Genomic DNA, 19,638 nt, shown 5'->3' on the forward strand with positions numbered 1-19,638 from the left:
CGCTTCGACGCCCTCCCCCCGGGCGCCCATGTCACCCACGAGATGTCCGAAGACGACAGTAGCAACTCCGCCGGCGAGCTCCACGAGAAACGCCGCAGCTGGCTCGACCGCATCAGTTCCGCGATCTCCGGCGAGCCGACCACCCGCGAGGACCTGGTCGAGATCCTGCGCGACGCCCAGGCCGACGGCCTGATCGAATCCGACACGCTGCGCATGATGGAAGGCGCGATCAACGTCTCCGGCATGAGCGTGGCCGACGTGATGGTGCCGCGCTCGCAGATGGTGGCGCTGGCGCTGGATACCGACTTCACCGACATCATGCGCGAGGTCGTGGACTCCGGGCATTCGCGTTTCCCGGTGCACGGCGAGGACCGCGACGAGATCCTCGGCATCCTGCTGGCCAAGGACCTGCTGCGCGGCGTGGTCCCGAGCAGCCCTGAAGTCAATATCCGCGAGCTGCTGCGCCCGGCGGTGCTGATCCCCGAGTCCAAGCGCCTGGACGTGCTGCTGCGCGAGTTCCGGCAGTCGCGCAACCACATGGCGATCGTCATCGACGAGTACGGCGGCGTGGCCGGCCTGATCACCATCGAGGACGTGCTCGAGGAGATCGTCGGCGAGATCGACGACGAGTACGACGAAGCCGAGGATGCCAGCGCGCTGATCGCAGCCCAGGCCGACGGCCAGTACCTGGTCAATGCGCTGACCCCGATCGACGACTTCAACGAACGCTTCGGCGCCGATTTCGACGACGACGAGTACGACACCATCGGCGGCCTGGTCACCGCCGCGATCGGCCACCTGCCCGAGGCCGGCGAGGAACTCACCCTCGGCCGCTTCGGCTTCCGCGTGGCGCGCGCAGACTCGCGCCGCCTGCATGCGCTGCACGTGAGCGTGCACGCCGATCCGCTGCAGGACGCCTGAGCCGGTGTACGTCGCACCGGGTCCGGCATCGCCGCGACGCCTGCTGTCACTGCTGCGACTGGGCGTGCTGATGCTGCTTGCCGCATGCGCGTGCACCGTGCATGCGGCGCCGCGCATCGGCGTGGTGACGATGCAGCCCGGCGAGATCTTCTTCGAGCGCTTCGGCCACAACGCGATCGTCGTCGACGACCCCGCGCAGCCGGCGCCGGTGTCGTACAACTTCGGCTACTTCGACCTCACCGAACCCGGCTTCGTCGGCAATTTCGTACGCGGCGACATGCAGTACATGCTGGTCGCGCTGCCGCTGGCGGAGGACCTCGCCTATTACCGCGAGGTCGGCCGCGGGGTGTCGGTCCAGTGGCTGGATCTCGACCCGACGGAAGCGGCGACGCTTGCCAGGCGGCTTGCCGGTAACGCGTTGCCGGAGAACGCGCGCTACCGCTACGACTACTTCACCGACAACTGTTCGACGCGCGTGCGTGATGCACTCGATGGCGCGCTCGAGGGCCTGCTGCAGCGTCAGCTGCAGGGGCGCTCGCGCGGCAACACCTACCGCGACGACGCGGTGCGGCTGGCGTCCCCGGCGACGTGGATGTGGCTGGGCTTCGATATCGGCCTGGGCCCGCTGGCCGACCGCCCGAACGCGCTGTGGGAGGACGCGTTCGTGCCGATGCGCCTGGCCGACGCGCTGCGCGGCCTGCGCCGCGACGACGGCCGCCCGCTGGTGGCGCAGGAGACCGAACTGCTGCCGCACCGCCTCGCCCCCGAGCCGCTGGAAGCGCGGCGCGAGTGGTGGCCATGGGCGCTGGCCGGCCTCGCCGGCGCGATCGCGATCGCCGCGCTTGCACGCCGGCGCCCGCGCACGACCGCAGCGGTCGGGCTGGGGTTCTGGGGCGTGTGCGCCGTACTCGGGCTGGTGATGGCCTTCATCTGGTTCGGCACCGCGCACCGCTTCGGCTGGCAGAACCAGAACCTGCTGCTGTTCAACCCGCTGTGCATGCTGCTGCTGCCCGATGCCTGGCGGTTGCTGCGCGGCCGCGCGCCGTCACGATTCATGCGTCCGCTGCTGGCCGTGATGGCGGTGCTTGCGGTGATCGCGCTGTTCCTGCACTGGCTGCCGGTGCAGCCGCAGCGCAACGTGCACTGGATCGCCCTGCTGCTGCCATTGCATGTCGCGTGGTGGTGGGCGTTTCCGGCCTCCGCGCCCGGCCCCGGCGTCGCCCGGCCGCAGGACGGCCAGGCCCCGGCCTGATCACCCCGGGGCGCAGTCCAGCGCCCGTGCGAGCTCCGCCAGCGCCTCTTCGCCCACGACCTCGCGCGCGCGCAGCGCCACGTCGAGTCGGGGCAGGTCCGGCAACGCCGCACGCAGCGTCGCCATATGGGTCTCCTCCTGCCTGCGCCGTTCTTCGAGAAAGGCGCCGCTGTCGGCCGGCGCGCGCTTGTTGACGACCAGCGCGGCGACGTGGATGCCGGCGCGGCGCAGCTGCGCGTGGAGCTCGATGGTCTCCAGCACCGGTAGCCGTTCCGCGGCCAGCACGATCACGAACGCCGTGGTGGCCGCATCGGCCAGCGTGTGCCGGAGATCCTCGAACAGCGCGCGGCGGCGCTGCAGGATCGCGCGGATCGCCTGGTCCCGGTCGGCCGGCGTGTCCGGCGTGCGGGTGCTGCCCAGCGCGCGCGCACCCACGCCTTCATCGCGGCCCAGGTTGCGCAGGGCAATGCCGAAGCGCTCGCTGCGCTCCTGGCGACGCAGCAGCCCGTCGGTCCACGCCGAGAGCATCTCCGGCAATGCCATCAGTCGTGCGGTATGCCCGGAGGGAGCGGTGTCGAACACGATCAGCTCGTACTCGCGCAACCCGTCGCGCACCAGCCCGGCGATGCGCTCGAGCAGTGCGGCCTCGTGCATGCCCGGCGCGTCGCGCGACAGCGCCAGGTGCCTGTCGACCTCGCCGGCCAGGTGCTCGGGCATGAGGCGCCGCATCGCTGCGGCGACGCCGGCCACGTGTGCGGCCGCGGTGGCCTCGGGGTCGATCTCGATGGCATCCAGCCGCTCGCGCAGCGTATGCGGCTCGGGACCGAGCCGGCGCTGCCAGAGATGGCCAAGGTTGTGCGCGGGATCGGTAGACACGAGCAGGACCCGCCGACCGGCCATCGCCTGCGCCAGGGCGACGGCCGAGGCCACCGTGGTCTTGCCGACGCCACCCTTGCCACCGATGAACAGCACGCGCCTCGACGCCGCGAGGCTCAGCAGCATCCGATGTGGTCCAGCGGCGAGCGCTCCATGCCCATCCGGCGATGCCAGTCATGGAAGCGCTCGTAGACCGCCGGCATCAGCTCCAGGGTGTGAAAGGCGGCGGGATTCGGTACGCCCAGCGCTTCCGAGAAGACCATCATCATGAAGAGGTCCTCCTCGTCGCGGCGGGCACGCGCGAAGGTACGCCGGTACGGCACCGCATAGAACTCGCCCAGCGCCGCCGAGAGCCGCGCGATGACGGATGGCGTGTCGCCTCCGGCCACGTCAGCGCCGGCCGCCCGCGTCGGCGGCATCACCCGCATCGCCGTCCTCGCGGCCACGACGCATCGCGATGATCGCCTCGAATGCCACCCAGAGCGCCGCCACCAGGATCACGATGTCCATGCCCAGCAGCAGCCAGTTGCCATCGTTGTAGAAGGTCCGCAGCTGCACGATCAGCGCGTACACCGACATCAGCAGCAGGAAGGCGAGTGGCACCAGGGTGAACAGCGGATTGCGGCCCTTGCGGATCAGGATCACCGAGATGACCGCCAGCGTCAGCGCGGCAAGCAGCTGGTTGGTGGTGCCGAACAGCGGCCAGATCACCATGCCGCCGCTGCCATCGCTGCCGGCGCCGAAGGCGAGCGCCATGCACACCGCCAGCGCGATGATCGTGCCGACCACGGTTCCGACCTTGAAGCCCGCCAGTTCCGCCGCTTCCTGCACCACGAAACGCTGCAGGCGCAGCCCGGTGTCCATGGTGGTGGCGGCGAACAGGATCGCCATCGTCGCCAGCATGGTCGAGCCGAGGTTTTCCGGCAGGCCGAGTCCGCGGGTCAGGAGCTCCTCGCCACCATTGACGAAGGCGGTGACGTTGCCGCCGCCGAACTGGCTGTAGACGGCCTGCCAGTCGACCAGGGTGGCGAAGCCGGCGGTGCAGCAGATGATCGCCGCCAGCGACAGCATGCCCTCGCCGACCGCACCGAAATAGCCGACGAAGCGTGCATCGGTTTCCTTGTCGAGCTGTTTGGACGTGGTGCCCGACGCCACCATGCCGTGGAAGCCCGAAATGGCGCCGCAGGCGATGGTCACGAAGAGCAGCGGCACGATGCTCGGGGTGCCCGCGGGCACCGCATCGTTGAAGGCGGGCGCGACGATGGTGGGCGCGGAGATCAGCACGGCCAGATAGAGGATGCCCAGCCCGACGAACAGCTGCAGGCCGTTGATGTAGTCACGTGGTTGCAGCAGCACCCACACCGGCAGCAGCGACGCGATACCGGCGTAGGCGAACAGCAGCACGATCCAGAACGAACGCTGGCCGAGCCCCAGCACCGTCTCCGGCAGCACCACCGGCACCTGGCTGCCGAGCAGGATCAGCCCGTACAGCACCAGCACGCCGCCGATCGAGGGCCACAGCAGGCCGACCTTCCAGCGATAGATCAGCTGCCCGATCACGAGTGCGACGAGGATCGCGCCCCAGACCGGAATCACCGCGGTCGGCGTGGAGACGAGCAGGTTGGCGATCACCACCGCGAAGGCGGCGTTGACCATCAGCAGCAGCAGGAAGATCACCACCAGGAACAGGTTGCGACCGCGGCGGCCGATATAGCGGCCGCTGAGCATGCCCATCGACTGTCCGCGGTTGCGCACGCTGGCCCACAGCGCACCGAGATCGTGGACGCCGGCGAAGAAGACCGTGCCCAGCACCACCCAGAGGAACGCAGGCCCCCAGCCCCAGATGACCGCGATCGCCGGCCCGACGATGGGCGCGGCGCCAGCGACGGAGGTGAAGTGGTGCCCCCACAGCACGAACCTGTTGGTGGGAACGTAATCGACACCATCGCGCATGCTGTGCGCGGGCGTGACGAAGTCGGCCTGCAGGCGATAGATCCGCTCGGCAATGAACTTCGAGTAGAGCGCGTAGCCCAGCGCCATGGCGCCGAGTCCGATCAGCAGCAGGACGATCGCATTCACCGGAGACCTCCTCTGCGCCATGGCGGCGACAGGCGGAGAATGGAAGAGAACCCCGGGGAAGGAAACCCCTGGGAGCAGCCCATGCTCCCGCCTTCGACTAAAGTCGTACGTGCGGCAGCAAGGCCGCATACCGGCACAACTCGCCCCGGCCCACGACGCCGACGCCGGCCGTCACCTGCCGCGGGCAAGCGGCGCCGGTCCCCGCGCTACTGCCCCGCCATCAGCCGCAGGATCTGTCCGGTGAAGTACGCAAGCACCGTGCCGGTCGCATAGCCCACCGTGCCCAGCAGCACGCCCACCGGTGCGAGGTTGGGATGGAACGCCGCCGCGATCACCGGCGCCGACGCCGCCGCGCCGACGTTGCCCATCGAACCCACGCCGGCGTAGAAGATCGGCGCGCGGACCAGCCGCGCCGCACCCAGGATCATCAGGATGTGCACGCTCATCCAGATCGCGCCGATGGCGATGAGCTCCAGCCGTTCGAACAGGCGGGTGAAGTCCATCTGCATGCCGATGCAGGCGATCAGGAAGTACAGGAACACCGTGCCGACCTTGGACGCACCGGCGCTCTCGAGGTTGCGCACCCGGGTGAAGCTGAGGATGAGCCCTCCAAGCGTCGACAGCAGCACCACCCACACGAAGGCCGAGTCCAGGCTGAACTGCGCCGCGGCCTCCACGTTGGCCGCGAACCATGTCGCAAGCGGGCCGGCGACGGCATGGGCCAGCCCGACCAGGCCGAAGGCGATGCCGACGATGACCATCAGGTCGGTCAGCGTGGGGATGCGCGCGTTGGCCTTCTCGAACGCCGCCATCCGCGCCTTCATGTCGTCCAGCGCCCGGGTGTCGGCACCGCTGCGGGCATCGATGTGCGCGGCGCGGTTCGCGATGAACAGCCAGGTGGCCATCAGCGCGCTGGCGATCGCCACGTCGACCACCGCGAACTGGCCGAACAGCGTCGCGTCGACGCCGTAGACCTCGCGCATCGCCACCATGTTGGCACCACCGCCGATCCAGCTCCCCGCAAGCGCGGCCATGCCCTTCCAGGTGTCACCGGCGACGGCTGGCGGGTAGATCCATTCCATCAGCTGGAACGACACCACCGCGCCGAGGACGATGCCGAGCGTTCCCGCGCAGAACACGAACAGCAGCTTGGGCCCGAGCCTGAGGATGCCCTTGAGGTCGATCGACAGCGTCAGCAGCACCAGCGCGGCGGGCAGCAGGATGCGACTGCCGAGCGGGTTGTAGAGCGTGCTGTTCTCGCCATCGATGAGCCCCACGGTGTTGTAGATCGCCGGCACGAAATAGCACAGCAGCAGCGCCGGCACCCAGGCGAAGAACTTCTTCCAGAACGGGGTCGGCCCGCTGGCCAGCCAGAAGATGGCGCCGAGGGTGGCCGCGATCAGGCCGAAGACGACGATGTCGTTGGTGATGAGGGCGTCGCTTGCGGTCGGATTCATGCGTGCGGGGTCTCGTGGGAATGGACTGCGCCGTCAGCCCGTGCCGCCGGCATGCGCCGGCGGCGGGGGTAGGGATTGCGGTCTGTGGGCGAACGCGCGGCGGGCAGCGCGATCAGCGGTCGAAATGCCGGCGCAGCCAGTCATTGACGGTCTCGTGCCATTGCACCGAGTTGTGCGGCTTGAGCACCCAGTGGTTCTCGTCGGGGTAGTACAGCAGCTTCGACTCGATGCCCTGGCGCTGCAACGCGGTGAACGCCGACAGGCTCTGGTCGATCGGCACCCGGAAGTCGTTCTGCCCGGCCACCACCAGCATCGGCACCCGCCACTCGCCGACGTGGCGCGCCGGGTTGAAGCGCTCGTAGGCCTCGGGGTTGTCGTACACCGTGCCGCCGTGCTCCCACTCGGTGAACCACAGTTCCTCGGTCACCAGCCCCATCGAGCGGGTATCGAACACGCCGTTGTGGTTGACGAAGCACTTCCACGGGCCGTTCCACTGGCTGGCGATCCAGTTGACCATGTAGCCGCCGTAGCTGGCGCCGAGCGCGCAGGCACGGTCGCCATCGAGGAAGTCGTAGTCGCGCAGCGCGGCGGCCCAGCCCTTCTGCAGGTCTTCGAGCGGACGGTCGCCCCAGTGCTGGCTGATCGCGTCGGTGAAGTCCTGGCCGTAGCCGGTGGACCCGTGGAAATCGATCATCACCACCGCCCAGCCCTGCCCGGCATAGGTCTGCGGGTTCCAGCGGTAGCTCCAGCCATCGCCGAAGCTGCCCTGCGGACCGCCGTGGATCAGGAACGCGACCGGGTATTCCCGACCTTCCTCGTAATTCCACGGCTTGACCACGTAACCGTGCACGGTGTTGCCGTTCCAGCCGCGGAAGCTGAACTGCTCGTAGTCGCCGAAGCGCACGTCGGGCAGGCGCTCGGACGCGTCCGGCGTGATCGCGCGCAGCTGCTGCGCGCCGGTATCCGTGGTGTAGATGACGTCGCCGCTGCGCATGGTGTTGCGCGAGAACGCCAGCGTGTCGCCAGCGATGTCGAACGCGGATACGGTGCCGCCGTCGACCAGGCGGGTGACCTCGCCGGTGGCCACGTCCACGCGGAACAGCGGGTACTGGCCGGTGTCCTGGGCGGCGGCGTACAGGCTGCGGCCGTCCCCGGCCACCGCGATGCTGCTGGGCGAGCGGTCCCAGTCCGGGGCGATCTCGCGGGCCTGGCCGCTGCCGACATCCATTGCCATCAACGCGTAGCGGTCCGCCTCGAAGCCCGGGCGCTTCATCGCGCGGTAGTACAGCGTCGAGCCGTCGGCACTGAACACGGGCCCGGCATCCCAGGCCGGGTTGGATGCGGTGAGGTTGACCGGCGCGGCACGGCCGGCGGCATCCAGGCGGTAGAGATCGAAATTGGTCGACCACGGCTCGCCGGCACCGGCCACGCGCACGCTGGCCACCACGCTGCGCCCGTCCGGCGCCCAGGTGTAGTCGTCGCTGCCACCGAAGGGCCTGGATGGCACGTCGCCTTCCAGCGCCTGGCTCACCGCGGTGGCCACGCGCAGCGGCTCGCCCCCTGCAGCCGGCAGCGCCGCCACGTACAGGCGGTTGCGGCGCCCGTCCTCCCAGGTGTCCCAGTGACGCACGAACAGCTGGTCGTAGATGACGCCGGTGGTCTTGCCCTCGGCACGCTGGTCCAGCCGCGCCTTCGTGCACGCGAACACGTCGCCATCGGCGGCCTGCGCGCAGTCACCGAAGGTCGACGCGCTGAAGGCGATGCGGCTGCCGTCGGGGGAGAGCCGGTAGCTGCCGATGTCGAGCGCGAACGCGGTCAGCTGGCGCGGCGCGCCACCGCCGGCGGGCATCGCATAGAGCTGCTGGCTGCCATTCTTTCCGCTCAGGAAGTAGAGCGTGCCGCCGTCCGGCGAGAACGTGGGCGCGCTGACGCTCCAGCCCTCGGGGCTGATCCGCTGCGGCGGGCGTGCATCGCGGGTACGCAGGTCGCGCAGGTACAGCGCGGTGCCCGAACCGTCACCCTCCAGGTCCACGGTGCGCTCGATGAAGACCAGCCGGCCGCCATCCGGCGACAGCACCGGCGACGACACCCGCGTCAGCGAGACCAGGTCCTGCGGCTGCAGGCCGCGTTCGGCGAACGCCTGGCTGGCGGGCAGCAACGCGGCAAGGCACAGGGGCAGCAGGGCGGTACGGAACCTCATCGGACGACTCTCCACGGCGAACGGCATCGGCCGATGTTAGCCGATGCCGCGCGGCCGCCGGGGGTGCCATCCGGCCTGTTGCAAGCGCTGCGGAGCGCACGATCGCGCTCCGGATCCACCCTCGTCAGGGTGCGGCCGGCTGGCCGCCGATATGCGTGTGCAGGAAGCCCAGCAGGCGCCGGTAGAACTCCAGCCGGTGCCCGGGGTCGTGGAAGCCGTGGCCCTCGTTGGGGTAGTACAGGGTCTCCACCGGTGCCCCGGCGCGGCGCAGCGCGCGTTCCATCAGATGGCTGTGTTCGATCGGTGCCACCAGGTCCTCGCCACCGGCGGCAAGCAACACCGGCACCCTGATCCGCTCCGCCAGCCGGTTCGGTGACGCCGACGCCAGCGCGCCGGTGTCGGTGCCCAGCCAGTCGCCGGTCCAGGTGCGCGCCCAGCGGCCCTGGCGGCGGTTCTCGGTGGTCAGTCGCGGCAGGTCGTAGACGCCCACGTAGCCGACCGCGCAGCGGTAGAGATCGGGCTCGCGCACGGTGCCCATCAGTGCGGCATAGGCGCCGTAGCTACCGCCATAGACGCAGATGCGCTGCGGGTCCGCGATGCCCTCGGCGATGGCCCAGCGGGTGGCATCGGTGACGTCGTCCTGCATCACCCCGCCCCACCCGCGGGCACCGGCGGCGCGGAATGCACGCCCGTAGTTGCCGGAGCCGCGGAAGTTCACCTGCAGCACCGCGTAGCCGGCGGCGGCCAGCACCTGCGCATCGCGGTCGAAGCCCCACATGTCGAAGACGCCGAACGGGCCGCCGTGCGGCATGACCACCATCGGCAACGCGCTTGCCTGCACCCCGCGCGGCACGGTGAGGAAGCCATGCAGGGTCAGGCCATCGCGCGCGCGCAGTTCGATTGCGCGCACGCCGGCCATGCGCCCGGGGTCGATCGCCTCGCTGCGTGCGAAGGCGAAGTCGGCATTGTTGCGGCTGCTGTCGAACTCGTAGTAGCTGCCGGGGTCGACGTCGCTGCGCACCTGCAGCAGGCGCCGTGAGCCGTCGCCGCTGACCGAGGTCACCGTCACCACCTGCCCTTCGAACACGCCTTCCAGCGCGTGGTGCAGCCGTGCCTGCGGCGAGGTCTCGTCGAAGAACACCGTGCGCGTGGTGGCGCCATGGAAGCGCGCACCCACCGGCACCCGGCCGCTGTCGTCGTAGACCGGCACCGGATCGACCACCCCGTCGCGCAGCAGTTCGCGGCGCTCGCCGCTGGCGATGTCGTAGGCGACGATGCTGTCCGGGCCCGCGCGGTGCTCCACCCGGAGGTAGGCGGTGGCGTTGTCGGCCGAGAAGCCGAGCGGCACGACGATCCCGCCGCTGGTGCGCTCGTCGTTGATGAGTTCCCATTCGGCCCCGTCGCCCGCGCGCAGGTAGGTGCGCGAGACGTTGTCGGTGTTGGCGCCGTAGGCGAAGCGGACGGTGCCGGTGGTGTCGGTGACGTACTCCGCCATGGCGACCGGCGCCGCCGTCACCCGGGTGCGGCGGCCGGAGTTCACGTCCATGCGCTCGACGCGGCTGATCGGGTCACCCACCAGCGGCGTCACGCGGATCAGCACATGGCGGTCGTCCTCGGGCAGGGTGTCGATCAGGCGCGCGGCCACGCGCTCCTCGCGCTTGCCCGACGACAACCGCGTGCCGGTGGTCGACTCGCGGACGCGGAAGCCCACCAGCAGGTCACGTCGCGAACCGTCGGCATTCATGCCGTACAGCTCGCCGGTCGGCAGCGGGTCGTCGCGGCTGCCGAAGGTCTCCGCCACCGCGATCAGCACGCGCTCCGGGTTGACCCACCAGAAGTCGTGGATGTCGGTGCCGCGGGTGAAGCGGAAGGTCGCGGTGACCGCGCGATCGGCCCCACGCAGGATCACCAGGCCGTGCTGGCCTTCCATCGGCACCTTGACCGCGTAGTACTCGCCGGTGGGCGACACCTTGAGGTCGGCAACCTTGTCCTCGGCCACGAACGGCGCCAGGTCAACCTGCGCCCGCGCGTTCTGGGCGGGCATGCAGCACGCCACGGCCAGGCCGATCGCGGCCAGCCACTTCATTGCATTCATCGATTTCCCCCTGGATTCCGGTCCGTGTGGTCGTGCGGCTCCCTGCCCCGGCGCGCACTCTACCGGCTCGCCCGCGCACCGGCCACCGCGTTTCACGCAGGCACGCCGTGGCGGTCGCCAGACTGCGCGCCATGTCACGCATCCCTGCCGCGCTGCTCGTCATCGACATGATCAACCGCTTCGATTTCGACGGCGGCAAGGCACTGGCCGGCGCCGCCGAGCCGGCATCGAAGCGGATCGCATGGCTGCGCGGGCGCTTCCACGCCGCCGGCTGGCCGGTGGTGATGGTCAACGACAACTTCATGGACTGGAAGGCGGACTTCCGCGAGATCTGCGCGGTGTGTTCACAGGACGGCATGCAGGGCGCGGAGATCGCCCGCCGGCTGGCGCCGGTGCCGGGCGACTATTTCGTGCTGAAGCCGAAGCATTCGGCCTTCCATGCCAGTCCGCTCGATGCGCTGCTTGCAAGCCTGGATGTCGAGCGGCTGGTGATCACCGGCGTGGCCACCGATGCCTGCGTGCTGGCCACCGCGCTGGATGCGCACATGCGCGATTACGCCCTCGCCGTGCCGCGCGACTGCGTGGCGTCGATCACCCCGGCCCGTCGCGACCGTGCGCTGGCCGTGCTGCGCGACAACTGCCGGGCCGACACCCGCGGGTCGCGCAGCATCGCACCCTGAGCGCGCCGCGCACGCGATCGGAATCGCGGCCGTGCGGCACAATGCCCGGCGCGCGTATCGCACCGTCCCCGGTGACGGTGCCCGCCGGAGACCGGCGCACGTGCGCCTCCACCCTGTCTTTCCGCGGCACCCGACCGGCGCCGCGCACCCCGGGATGACCCATGCTGCGCTGGTTCGAAAAACGCCTCGACCCGTTCCCGCCGATGCCGCCCGCGCAACCGCCGCGCGGGCTGGTCGCGTTCTGCATGCACTACACGCGCGGCAGTGGCAAGTGGCTTGCGCTGATGGGCATGACCGGTGCGCTGATCGCGGTGGCCGAGCTCGGCCTCTACGTCTACCTGGGTGCGCTGGTCGACCGCCTCGGCGAGCATACGCCCGAGACTTTCCTCGCCGCCGAGGGCTCGCGCCTGATGTGGATGGCGCTGCTGGTGGTGGTTGCGCTGCCACTGCTGGTGCTGCTCGACAACGCGGTGCAGATGCAGGTGCTGCTGGGCAACTTCCCGATGCGCATCCGCTGGAACGTGCACCGCTACCTGCTGCGGCAGTCGATGGGCTACTTCCAGGACGAGTTCGCCGGGCGCATCGCCACCAAGCTGATGCAGACTTCGCTGGCGGTGCGCGAGACGGTGATCAAGCTGCTCGACGTCGGCGTGTACGTGAGCGTGTACGTGGTCGGCGCAATGCTGGCCGCAGCCGCGGCGGACTGGCGGCTGATGCTGCCGTTCGCCGGCTGGGTGGTCGGTTACGCACTGCTGATGGTGTATTTCGTGCCGCGCATGGAACGGGTCTCGCGCGAGCAGGCCGATGCGCGGTCGGACATGACCGGGCGCATCGTCGACAGTTACACCAACATCGCCACCGTGAAGCTGTTCTCGCACTCGCGGCGCGAACAGGCCTACGCGCGCGAGGCGATGGATGGCTTCCTCGGCACCGTGTACCGGCAGATGCGCCTGGCCACCGGCGTGGGCGCCGGCAACTACGCGCTCAACATGGCGCTGGTGTTCGCGGTGGCCGGCATCGGCCTGTGGCTGTGGCTGGGTGGCGTGATCGGCGCCGGCGCGGTGGCGGTCGGCATCGCCCTGGCGCTGCGGCTGGTCGGCATGAGCCAGTGGATCATGTGGGAGCTGTCGGCGCTGTTCGAGAACATCGGCACCGTGCGCGACGGCATCAACTCGATCTCGCTGCCGCCGACCGTGGACGACGCGCCGGGCGCGCCGGAATTGCCGGCGGTGCGCGGCGACATCCGCTTCAAGGGCGTCGGCTTCCACTACGGCAAGGGTTCGGGGGTGATCGAGCACCTCGACCTGCACATCCGCGCCGGTGAGCGCATCGGCGTGATCGGCCGCTCGGGTGCCGGCAAGTCGACGCTGGTCAACCTGCTGCTGCGCTTCCACGACGTCGAATCCGGGCGGATCCTGGTCGACGACGTCGACATCGCCAGCGTGCAGCAGGATTCCCTGCGCGCGCGCATCGGCGTGGTCACCCAGGACACCTCGCTGCTGCACCGTTCGGTGCGCGACAACATCCTCTATGGGCGTCCCGACGCCAGCGAGGCGGAGATGGTCGAGGCCGCGCGCCAGGCCGAGGCCCACGACTTCATCCTCGGGCTCTCGGATTCCGCCGGCCGCCAGGGCTACGACGCCCACGTCGGCGAGCGCGGGGTCAAGCTGTCGGGCGGCCAGCGCCAGCGCGTTGCCATTGCCCGCGTGCTGCTCAAGGACGCGCCGATCCTGGTGCTGGACGAGGCCACCTCGGCGCTGGACTCGGAGGTGGAAGCCGCGATCCAGGGCAACCTCTACCGGCTGATGGAAGGCAAGACCGTCATCGCCATCGCCCACCGGCTGTCGACGATCGCGGCGATGGACCGGCTGATCGTGATGGACCGCGGCGCGATCGTGGAACAGGGCACCCACGCCGAGCTGATTGCCGCCGGCGGGATCTATGCGCAGCTGTGGGCGCGCCAGTCGGGTGGATTCATCGACCCGGGCGAGTAGCACCGGCCAGCAGGCGGCGATGGCGACCGGTCGCGCATCTTCAGCCTTCGCTGCCCTGCCCGACCGTGTCACTGCGCGTCGGCGGCGCCAGCACCAGCCCGGTGCCGACGTCGAACTCCGACAACGGGCTTTCCGCGGGGCAGGTCTCGTCGGGGAAGCCGAAGCGCTGGCGCAGGTCGAGGCCGCAGGCGTTGAGCGCATCGAGGTCGGTGATCGGCGACTTGCATTGCAGGTCGAAGGCGCGGGTAAAGGAATCGCGGCGGGTCACGAAGTCCTCGCCGCACTTGCGCATCAGTCGCAGGCGGTCGAGGTCGTCCTGCGCGGGGTTCACCCCGTCCAGCCCGAACAGCCGCAGTTCGTCGCCGGTGAGCAGGCGCAGGCTGCGGTTGGGCACCGCCATCATCGCGTCGGCGACCGCGACCGCGGCGCCATTGCGTTCCAGATAGCTGCGCACGCGGTCGTACACCGCGCGCAGCTCGGCATTGAGCTCGACCCGCGTGGTCGCGGTCGAGCTCATGCGGATGATGCGGTGGATGCCCACACGGCCGGTGATCAGCCGGGTATCGCCCCCGGCCAGCACGAACACGCAGGCGCTGTGGCAGGACGAGCCTTCGCGCACCCAGATGGTCCAGCGCGATTCGGCGATGAGGTCGCCTGCGCGGATCGCCTCCTCGACCTGGCCGCCGATCGAATTGATGTCGAGCACGCGCTTGCCGACGCCGCGCTCGTCGGCCACTGCGGCCACGCGCTCGACCAGCGCGGTGAAGTCGGGGGCGATGCGGCCGTCGTAGCGCACGCGCATGACGCCACGTTCCTCGCAGGCTTCCAGTGCCTGCCCGATGCTCTCGCGCGACAGGTCGGCAAGCGGCTCGCCGTCGCCGCGGGCCAGATAGTCGAGTTCGCAGCTGATCGAAGCGGTGCCCGCCTCGAGCGGCACCTCGCTCCAGTCGACGGCGGGCGCCGTCTCCGGTGCGGGGGGCGTGTCCGCCTGCGGCGCACCGTCCTCCTCGACCGGCGCCACGCTGAACGCACCGCCGTCTTCGGGGCTGGCCACCGGCACGGTTTCCAGCAGGGGCGCCGGGGCGTCCGGTTCGGAACGCAGGCAGGCCGCGAGGACCAGGGCGAGGGCGACGATGGCAAGGCCGGCACCGACCCATCGGGGGACGACACGCATGCTGGGCAGGGCTCCGATCGGGTGGGGGCACGCACGGATGGCGGCAATGCGCACCAGTCTAGGGCCGCCGGCGTTGCGCGATGGAACCGCGGGTGAACCGTGCCGGCCGGTGATGACGCCATCCGCACGGCGACCGGTGCGCAGCTGGGCGCGACCGGCATCCGCCGCGCCGCTCAGAACAGCCCGCGCAACACCATCAGGATGCCTGCCACCGACACCGCCCATACCAGCGAGCGCAGGTATGGAATACCCGCCGCGTACAACGGCACGTAGGCGACGCGCGCCCAGAAGTAGAGCTGTGCGCCAAGCGCGGTGCCGGCATCACCGCGGCCGGTGGCCACCACCGCCAGCACCGCCGCGGCGAAGAATCCGAAGGTCTCGAGGTAGTTGCGCCAGGCGCGGTCCAGCCGTGCCCCGACGCCGCTCAACGGTGGCGGTTCACCGTCGCGCGGGCCGGCATTCCAGCGCATCCCGCGCTGGCGTGTCATCACCGCCGCGGCGAGGAACAGCTGGCCCAGGCCGAGCAGCACCGCCCAGGCCAGCATGCGGATTTCCAGCGGAAGCGTGGCGAATTCCATTCGAGGCCCCTCGCGCGGTTGCGGTCAGGCGAGCGGGCGCCGGTACATCGCCGCGTTGATGCAGGAGAACACGGCGACCACGAACCAGCCGAATGGCAGGAACGACAGCGTCAGCACCCAGGTGATCACGAACGCGATGCACGCGGCGACGAACCACAGGATCGCCGACATGATGCGACCCTGTACCAGCTGCCCGAGCCCGGGAATGAAGAAACTGCAGATCGCGGCAATGACGTTGCCGGTTGAACCCTGTCCTGCGCTCATCGATGCCCCCTTGCGGATGTGAATGCGCGCAGTCTGTGGTCCGTGGTGCATTGCCTGCGTGAACCGCGGGGCAGGTGCACTACTGGTCGTGCCCGCTGATCGAGGAGTGCGGCTCGCCACGGTCCTGACCGGACAGCCTCGGCAACAGCCCGACCACGATGAAGGCCACGATCGTGGTGATGATGGCGACCCACTCCTGGCCCATGCCCGCCGCCATGCCGATCGCGGCGGTCATCCAGATGCCGGCGGCGGTGGTCAGGCCCTCGATGCGTTCGCCGCGGTCGAGCTTGAGGATCGCGCCCGCGCCGAGGAAGCCGATGCCGGACACGATTCCCTGCATCACGCGGGTGACCTCGTCGGCGGATACGCCGTGCATGAGCGGCGCCAGCACGAACAGCGCCGAGCCGATCGAGACCAGGATGTGGGTCTTGAGGCCGGCCGCGCGGCCCTTCTGCTCGCGCTCCCAGCCGATGATGCCGCCGAGGATCGCAGCCATCAGTACCCGCGCGATCATCACCGTCATGTCGCCGGCATCGGGCACCGCGAACTCGTCGGCCAGGGCATGGCCGATCTCGCCGAGCACGCTCATCGCGCAGGTTCCGGCAGGGTCGGCGTACGGAATTCAGCGGTGCGGACGGGTGCCGTCACGGGTCGTGGCATGGGGACAATCCTCCGATGCCCGCACGCTAGCGCCGGCACGGTGGCCGGCGGGTGATGAATAGGCCCCGCGCTGTGGGCGGAAAGAAAGATGCCCGCCTCGCGGCGGGCATCGTCCAGCCAACTCGCCGGTGTCGGTCAGCCGACCGTGAACCGACCCTTGTCGCTGCCACCGGTGCCGGTGCCGACCCCCGCATTCGGATCGACGTGGCCCGAGCCGGTGCTGCCCGAATACGCCCCACCGCTGCCGGAGTAGCTGCCGCTGCTGTAGCGGTCGTGCGAGGTGAACGCATCGCGCACGGCGGCCTTCGCGCGGTCCCAGTCCAGCTTGGAATTGCCGCGGCGGCTGCCCCAGTCGCGCGACAGCTCCGACTCCAGGCTCTCGTCCCAGTCGCGATCGGCGTACATGGTGCGGGCCTGCACGCCGTAGCGGTATGCGGGCTGGTAGTCCTCGAAACCGCTGTCCTGGTCGCGGTAATCGGCCTTGTCGAAGCTTTCGGAGAAGTAGGAATCACTGCTGCGATAGGTCTGGTGGGTGCGATCGGCACGGTCCCAGGCATCACGCACTGCCGGCTGGGCGTCTTCCCATGGCAGGCGCGACTCGCCACGCGCCTTGTCCCACTCCGAGCGCAGGCTGGCTTCGGATTCGTCCCAGCCGCGGTCGAGGTCCGCCTCGCGCGCCTGCAGGCCGAAGCCGTAGGCGGTGGAGTAATCGCGGTCGTAGTCGTAGTCCGACTTCACGTAGGGGCGGTCCTTGTGCGCTTCGCGCCAGTAGGCCTCCTCGCCGGTCGGGTCGATGCGCTCGGCCACACGCTTGCCCACTGCGGCGCCGGCCACCACGCCCACCGCGGCACCGATCAGGGTGCCGATCGGCCCGAGCACGGTTCCTGCGGCCGCGCCCGCGGCCATGCCACCGGCGGCACCGCCGACGCCGACGCCGACCGGGTGTGAACCGGGGGCACCGGTGATCGGATCGCGATTGGCGTCGCGGCCGGCGTGCTCGAGGCTGTCGTCGTGCTTCGAATTCATGGCGTGCTCCTGCAGGGGGAATGTGCGTCCACCCTGCGCGCGCCGCGGTGAAACCATCGTGTGCACGGGCGCCGCGGCTTGCGCCGCGTTCAGTCGCCGTCGCTGAATGCGTCCCGTGCTACGCGGCGGTCTCGCCACGGCCGAGCGGATCGGGCAGCGCCTCGTGGTTGCCCGCAAACGACAGCGACAAAGAGTTGAGGCAGTGGCGTTCATGGGTCGGCGGCGGGCCGTCGGGGAACACGTGACCCAGGTGGCTCTCGCAGCGCGCGCACACCACCTCGACGCGGATCATCCCGTGGCTGGTGTCACGGACGCGGCGGATATGCGCCTCGTCGTACGGCGCGAAGAAACTCGGCCAGCCGGTGCCGGAATCGAACTTGGTGCTGGAGCGGAACAGCGGCAGGCCGCACAGCCGGCAGCAGTAGACGCCGTCGCGCTTGTTGTCGAGGAACACCCCGCAGAACGGCGCTTCGGTGCCGTGCTGCAGCAGCACGCGGCGCTCGTCGGGCGACAACCCGGCAACCAGGGTGTCGCGCTGTGCGGCGGTGGGCGGGGTCAGGTCGAACTGGCTCATGGCGGCATCCGGCAGGGAAAGTGGCTGCTGACTACATGGCGGCGCCGCCGAGGATCCGCAACCTTGGCGCGCACCGCGCAGCGAATCGCCTGATGCGACGACGGCGCGCCGCAGGCGCCGTGGATCAGCGGTCCAGCATCGGCAGGTCGAGCCCCTGCTCGCGCGCGCACTGTTGCGCGATGTCATATCCGGCATCGGCGTGGCGCATCACCCCGGTGCCGGGGTCGTTCCACAGCACGCGTTCGATGCGGCGGTCGGCGGCCTCGCTGCCGTCACAGACGATCACCACGCCCGAGTGCTGCGAATAGCCCATGCCGACGCCACCGCCGTGATGCAGGCTCACCCAGGTGGCGCCGCCGGCGACATTGAGCATCGCGTTCAGGAGCGGCCAGTCGCTGACGGCGTCAGAGCCGTCGGCCATCGCCTCGGTCTCGCGATTGGGCGAGGCGACCGAGCCGGAATCGAGATGGTCGCGGCCGATGACGATCGGCGCCTTGAGCTCGCCATTGCGCACCATCTCGTTGAACGCCAGGCCCAGCCGGTGGCGCAGCCCCAGGCCGACCCAGCAGATGCGCGCCGGCAAACCCTGGAAGGCGATGCGCTCGGCGGCCATGTCCAGCCAGCGGTGCAGGTGCGGGTCGTCGGGGATGAGTTCCTTGACCTTCGCATCGGTCTTCGCGATGTCCTCGGGATCGCCGGAGAGCGCCACCCAGCGGAACGGGCCGATACCGCGGCAGAACAGCGGCCGGACATAGGCGGGCACGAAGCCGGGGAAATCGAACGCGTTGGCGCAGCCTTCGTCCTGCGCCATCTGGCGGATGTTGTTGCCGTAGTCGACGGTCGGGATGCCCCGGGCGTGGAAGGCCAGCATCGCCTCGACATGCACGCGCATCGACTTCTTCGCCGCGTCGCGCACGCGCTCGGGGTCGGCGGTCTGTTCGGCCAGCCACTCGTCGACCGTCCAGCCGACCGGCAGGTAGCCGTGCACGGGGTCGTGCGCGCTGGTCTGGTCGGTGACCGCGTCCGGGCGCACGCCGCGCTTCACCAGTTCCGGCAGCACCTCGGCGGCATTGCCGAGGAGCGCGATCGATTTCGCCTCGCCGGCGGCGGTGTATTTCGCGATGCGGGCCAGCGCGTCGTCGAGGTCATCGGCCTGCTCGTCGACATAGCGGGTCTTGAGACGGAAATCGATGCGCGACTGCTGGCATTCGATGGTCAGGCTCGACGCACCGGCCAGCGACGCCGCCAGCGGCTGCGCGCCGCCCATGCCGCCCAGGCCCGCGGTGAGGATCCAGCGGCCGGTGAGGTCGCCGCCGTAATGCTGGCGGCCCATCTCCACGAAGGTCTCGTAGGTGCCCTGCACGATGCCCTGCGAGCCGATGTAGATCCACGAGCCGGCGGTCATCTGCCCGTACATCATCAGGCCCTTGCGGTCGAGCTCGTTGAAGTGCTCCCAGTTGGCCCATGCCGGCACCAGGTTGGAGTTGGCGATCAGCACCCGCGGCGCATCGGCATGCGTGCGGAACACGCCCACCGGCTTGCCGGACTGCACCAGCAGGGTCTCGTCGTCACCGAGGGTTTTCAGCGTATCGAGGATGGCGTCGAAGCAGGCCCAGTCACGCGCCGCGCGGCCGATGCCGCCATAGACCACCAGATCCTCCGGACGCTCGGCGACCTCGGGGTCGAGGTTGTTCTGCAGCATCCGGAATGCCGCCTCGGTCAGCCACGAGCGGCAGCTCAGGCCGGTGCCGCGTGGCGCGCGGATCTGGCGGGAGGGGTCGTGTCGGGAAGCGGCTGCGGTCATGGTG

At 70.0% G+C, this 19,638-nt stretch carries 16 protein-coding genes and 1 pseudogene; 4 read left to right on the forward strand and 13 right to left on the reverse strand.

From position 1 onward, the window contains the following. Positions 1–42 precede the first annotated feature (42 nt). Together ERL55_RS10965 and ERL55_RS10970 are read left to right on the forward strand one after the other, a co-directional pair. Complete coding sequence (locus tag ERL55_RS10965; RefSeq protein WP_129136456.1) at positions 43–921, forward strand: transporter associated domain-containing protein; 879 nt, start codon at positions 43–45, stop codon at positions 919–921. Between the two features lie 70 nt (positions 922–991). Continuing rightward, positions 992–2,173 carry a DUF4105 domain-containing protein gene (locus ERL55_RS10970; protein WP_129137319.1) on the forward strand — a complete coding sequence of 394 codons (1,182 nt, stop codon included), beginning with the start codon at positions 992–994 and terminating at the stop codon, positions 2,171–2,173. Here the strand turns inward: ERL55_RS10970 and ERL55_RS10975 are convergent, their stop codons facing one another. The 6 genes from ERL55_RS10975 to ERL55_RS11000 all read right to left on the reverse strand — a co-directional run bounded on the left by ERL55_RS10975 (position 2,174) and on the right by ERL55_RS11000 (position 10,871). Further along, entirely contained in the window at positions 2,174–3,175 is a 1,002-nt protein-coding gene (locus ERL55_RS10975) for an ArsA family ATPase (RefSeq protein ID WP_129136457.1), read from the reverse strand. Continuing rightward, entirely contained in the window at positions 3,166–3,477 is a 312-nt protein-coding gene (locus tag ERL55_RS10980; RefSeq protein WP_206733311.1) for a cory-CC-star protein, read from the reverse strand. The genes ERL55_RS10975 and ERL55_RS10980 overlap by 10 nt, the downstream gene beginning before the upstream one ends. After that, positions 3,440–5,128 carry a carbon starvation protein A gene (locus ERL55_RS10985; protein WP_129136458.1) on the reverse strand — a complete coding sequence of 563 codons (1,689 nt, stop codon included), beginning with the start codon at positions 5,126–5,128 and terminating at the stop codon, positions 3,440–3,442. Before ERL55_RS10985 ends, ERL55_RS10980 begins: the two co-directional genes overlap by 38 nt. Before the next feature lie 206 nt (positions 5,129–5,334). Further along, positions 5,335–6,585: a DUF819 family protein gene (locus tag ERL55_RS10990; protein ID WP_129136459.1), complete on the reverse strand. Its 1,251-nt coding sequence runs from the start codon at positions 6,583–6,585 to the stop codon at positions 5,335–5,337. Between the two features lie 112 nt (positions 6,586–6,697). After that, a complete protein-coding gene (locus tag ERL55_RS10995; protein WP_129136460.1) occupies positions 6,698–8,785 on the reverse strand; it encodes a S9 family peptidase in 2,088 nt (695 codons plus the stop codon). Positions 8,786–8,909: 124 nt separating this feature from the next. Continuing rightward, complete coding sequence (locus ERL55_RS11000) at positions 8,910–10,871, reverse strand: S9 family peptidase (protein WP_129137321.1); 1,962 nt, start codon at positions 10,869–10,871, stop codon at positions 8,910–8,912. A 140-nt stretch (positions 10,872–11,011) separates the two neighbouring features. On the opposite strand from ERL55_RS11000, the gene ERL55_RS11005 reads away from it, so the two are divergent. Further along, on the forward strand, positions 11,012–11,560 hold the full coding sequence (locus ERL55_RS11005) for an isochorismatase family cysteine hydrolase (RefSeq protein ID WP_129136461.1): 549 nt from the start codon (positions 11,012–11,014) through the stop codon (positions 11,558–11,560). 161 nt (positions 11,561–11,721) lie between these two features. Next, positions 11,722–13,554, forward strand: a complete 1,833-nt coding sequence (locus ERL55_RS11010) for an ABC transporter ATP-binding protein (protein ID WP_129136462.1) — start codon at positions 11,722–11,724, stop codon at positions 13,552–13,554. A gap of 40 nt (positions 13,555–13,594) precedes the next feature. On the opposite strand, the gene ERL55_RS11015 is transcribed toward ERL55_RS11010, so the two are convergent. The 7 genes and pseudogenes from ERL55_RS11015 to hutU all read right to left on the reverse strand — a co-directional run bounded on the left by ERL55_RS11015 (position 13,595) and on the right by hutU (position 19,634). Then, on the reverse strand, positions 13,595–14,728 hold the full coding sequence (locus ERL55_RS11015) for a hypothetical protein (protein ID WP_129136463.1): 1,134 nt from the start codon (positions 14,726–14,728) through the stop codon (positions 13,595–13,597). Positions 14,729–14,901: 173 nt separating this feature from the next. Further along, positions 14,902–15,306: an MAPEG family protein gene (locus tag ERL55_RS11020; RefSeq protein WP_129136464.1), complete on the reverse strand. Its 405-nt coding sequence runs from the start codon at positions 15,304–15,306 to the stop codon at positions 14,902–14,904. A gap of 24 nt (positions 15,307–15,330) precedes the next feature. Then, the gene (locus ERL55_RS11025) at positions 15,331–15,570 is read right to left on the reverse strand and encodes a hypothetical protein (RefSeq protein ID WP_129136465.1); all 240 of its coding nucleotides are present in this window, start codon (positions 15,568–15,570) and stop codon (positions 15,331–15,333) included. A gap of 79 nt (positions 15,571–15,649) precedes the next feature. Beyond that, positions 15,650–16,159 carry an MgtC/SapB family protein gene (locus ERL55_RS11030; RefSeq protein WP_129136466.1) on the reverse strand — a complete coding sequence of 170 codons (510 nt, stop codon included), beginning with the start codon at positions 16,157–16,159 and terminating at the stop codon, positions 15,650–15,652. A gap of 341 nt (positions 16,160–16,500) precedes the next feature. Beyond that, positions 16,501–17,256 (reverse strand): annotated as a pseudogene (locus ERL55_RS11035) (hypothetical protein); the annotation flags it as partial. Between the two features lie 118 nt (positions 17,257–17,374). Beyond that, entirely contained in the window at positions 17,375–17,830 is a 456-nt protein-coding gene (gene msrB, locus ERL55_RS11040; RefSeq protein WP_129136467.1) for a peptide-methionine (R)-S-oxide reductase MsrB, read from the reverse strand. 124 nt (positions 17,831–17,954) lie between these two features. Further along, positions 17,955–19,634 carry a urocanate hydratase gene (gene hutU / locus ERL55_RS11045; protein WP_129136468.1) on the reverse strand — a complete coding sequence of 560 codons (1,680 nt, stop codon included), beginning with the start codon at positions 19,632–19,634 and terminating at the stop codon, positions 17,955–17,957. Between the last annotated feature and the right edge of the window lie 4 nt (positions 19,635–19,638).

The organism is Luteimonas sp. YGD11-2 (assembly GCF_004118975.1).
Taxonomy (GTDB): domain Bacteria; phylum Pseudomonadota; class Gammaproteobacteria; order Xanthomonadales; family Xanthomonadaceae; genus Luteimonas; species Luteimonas muca.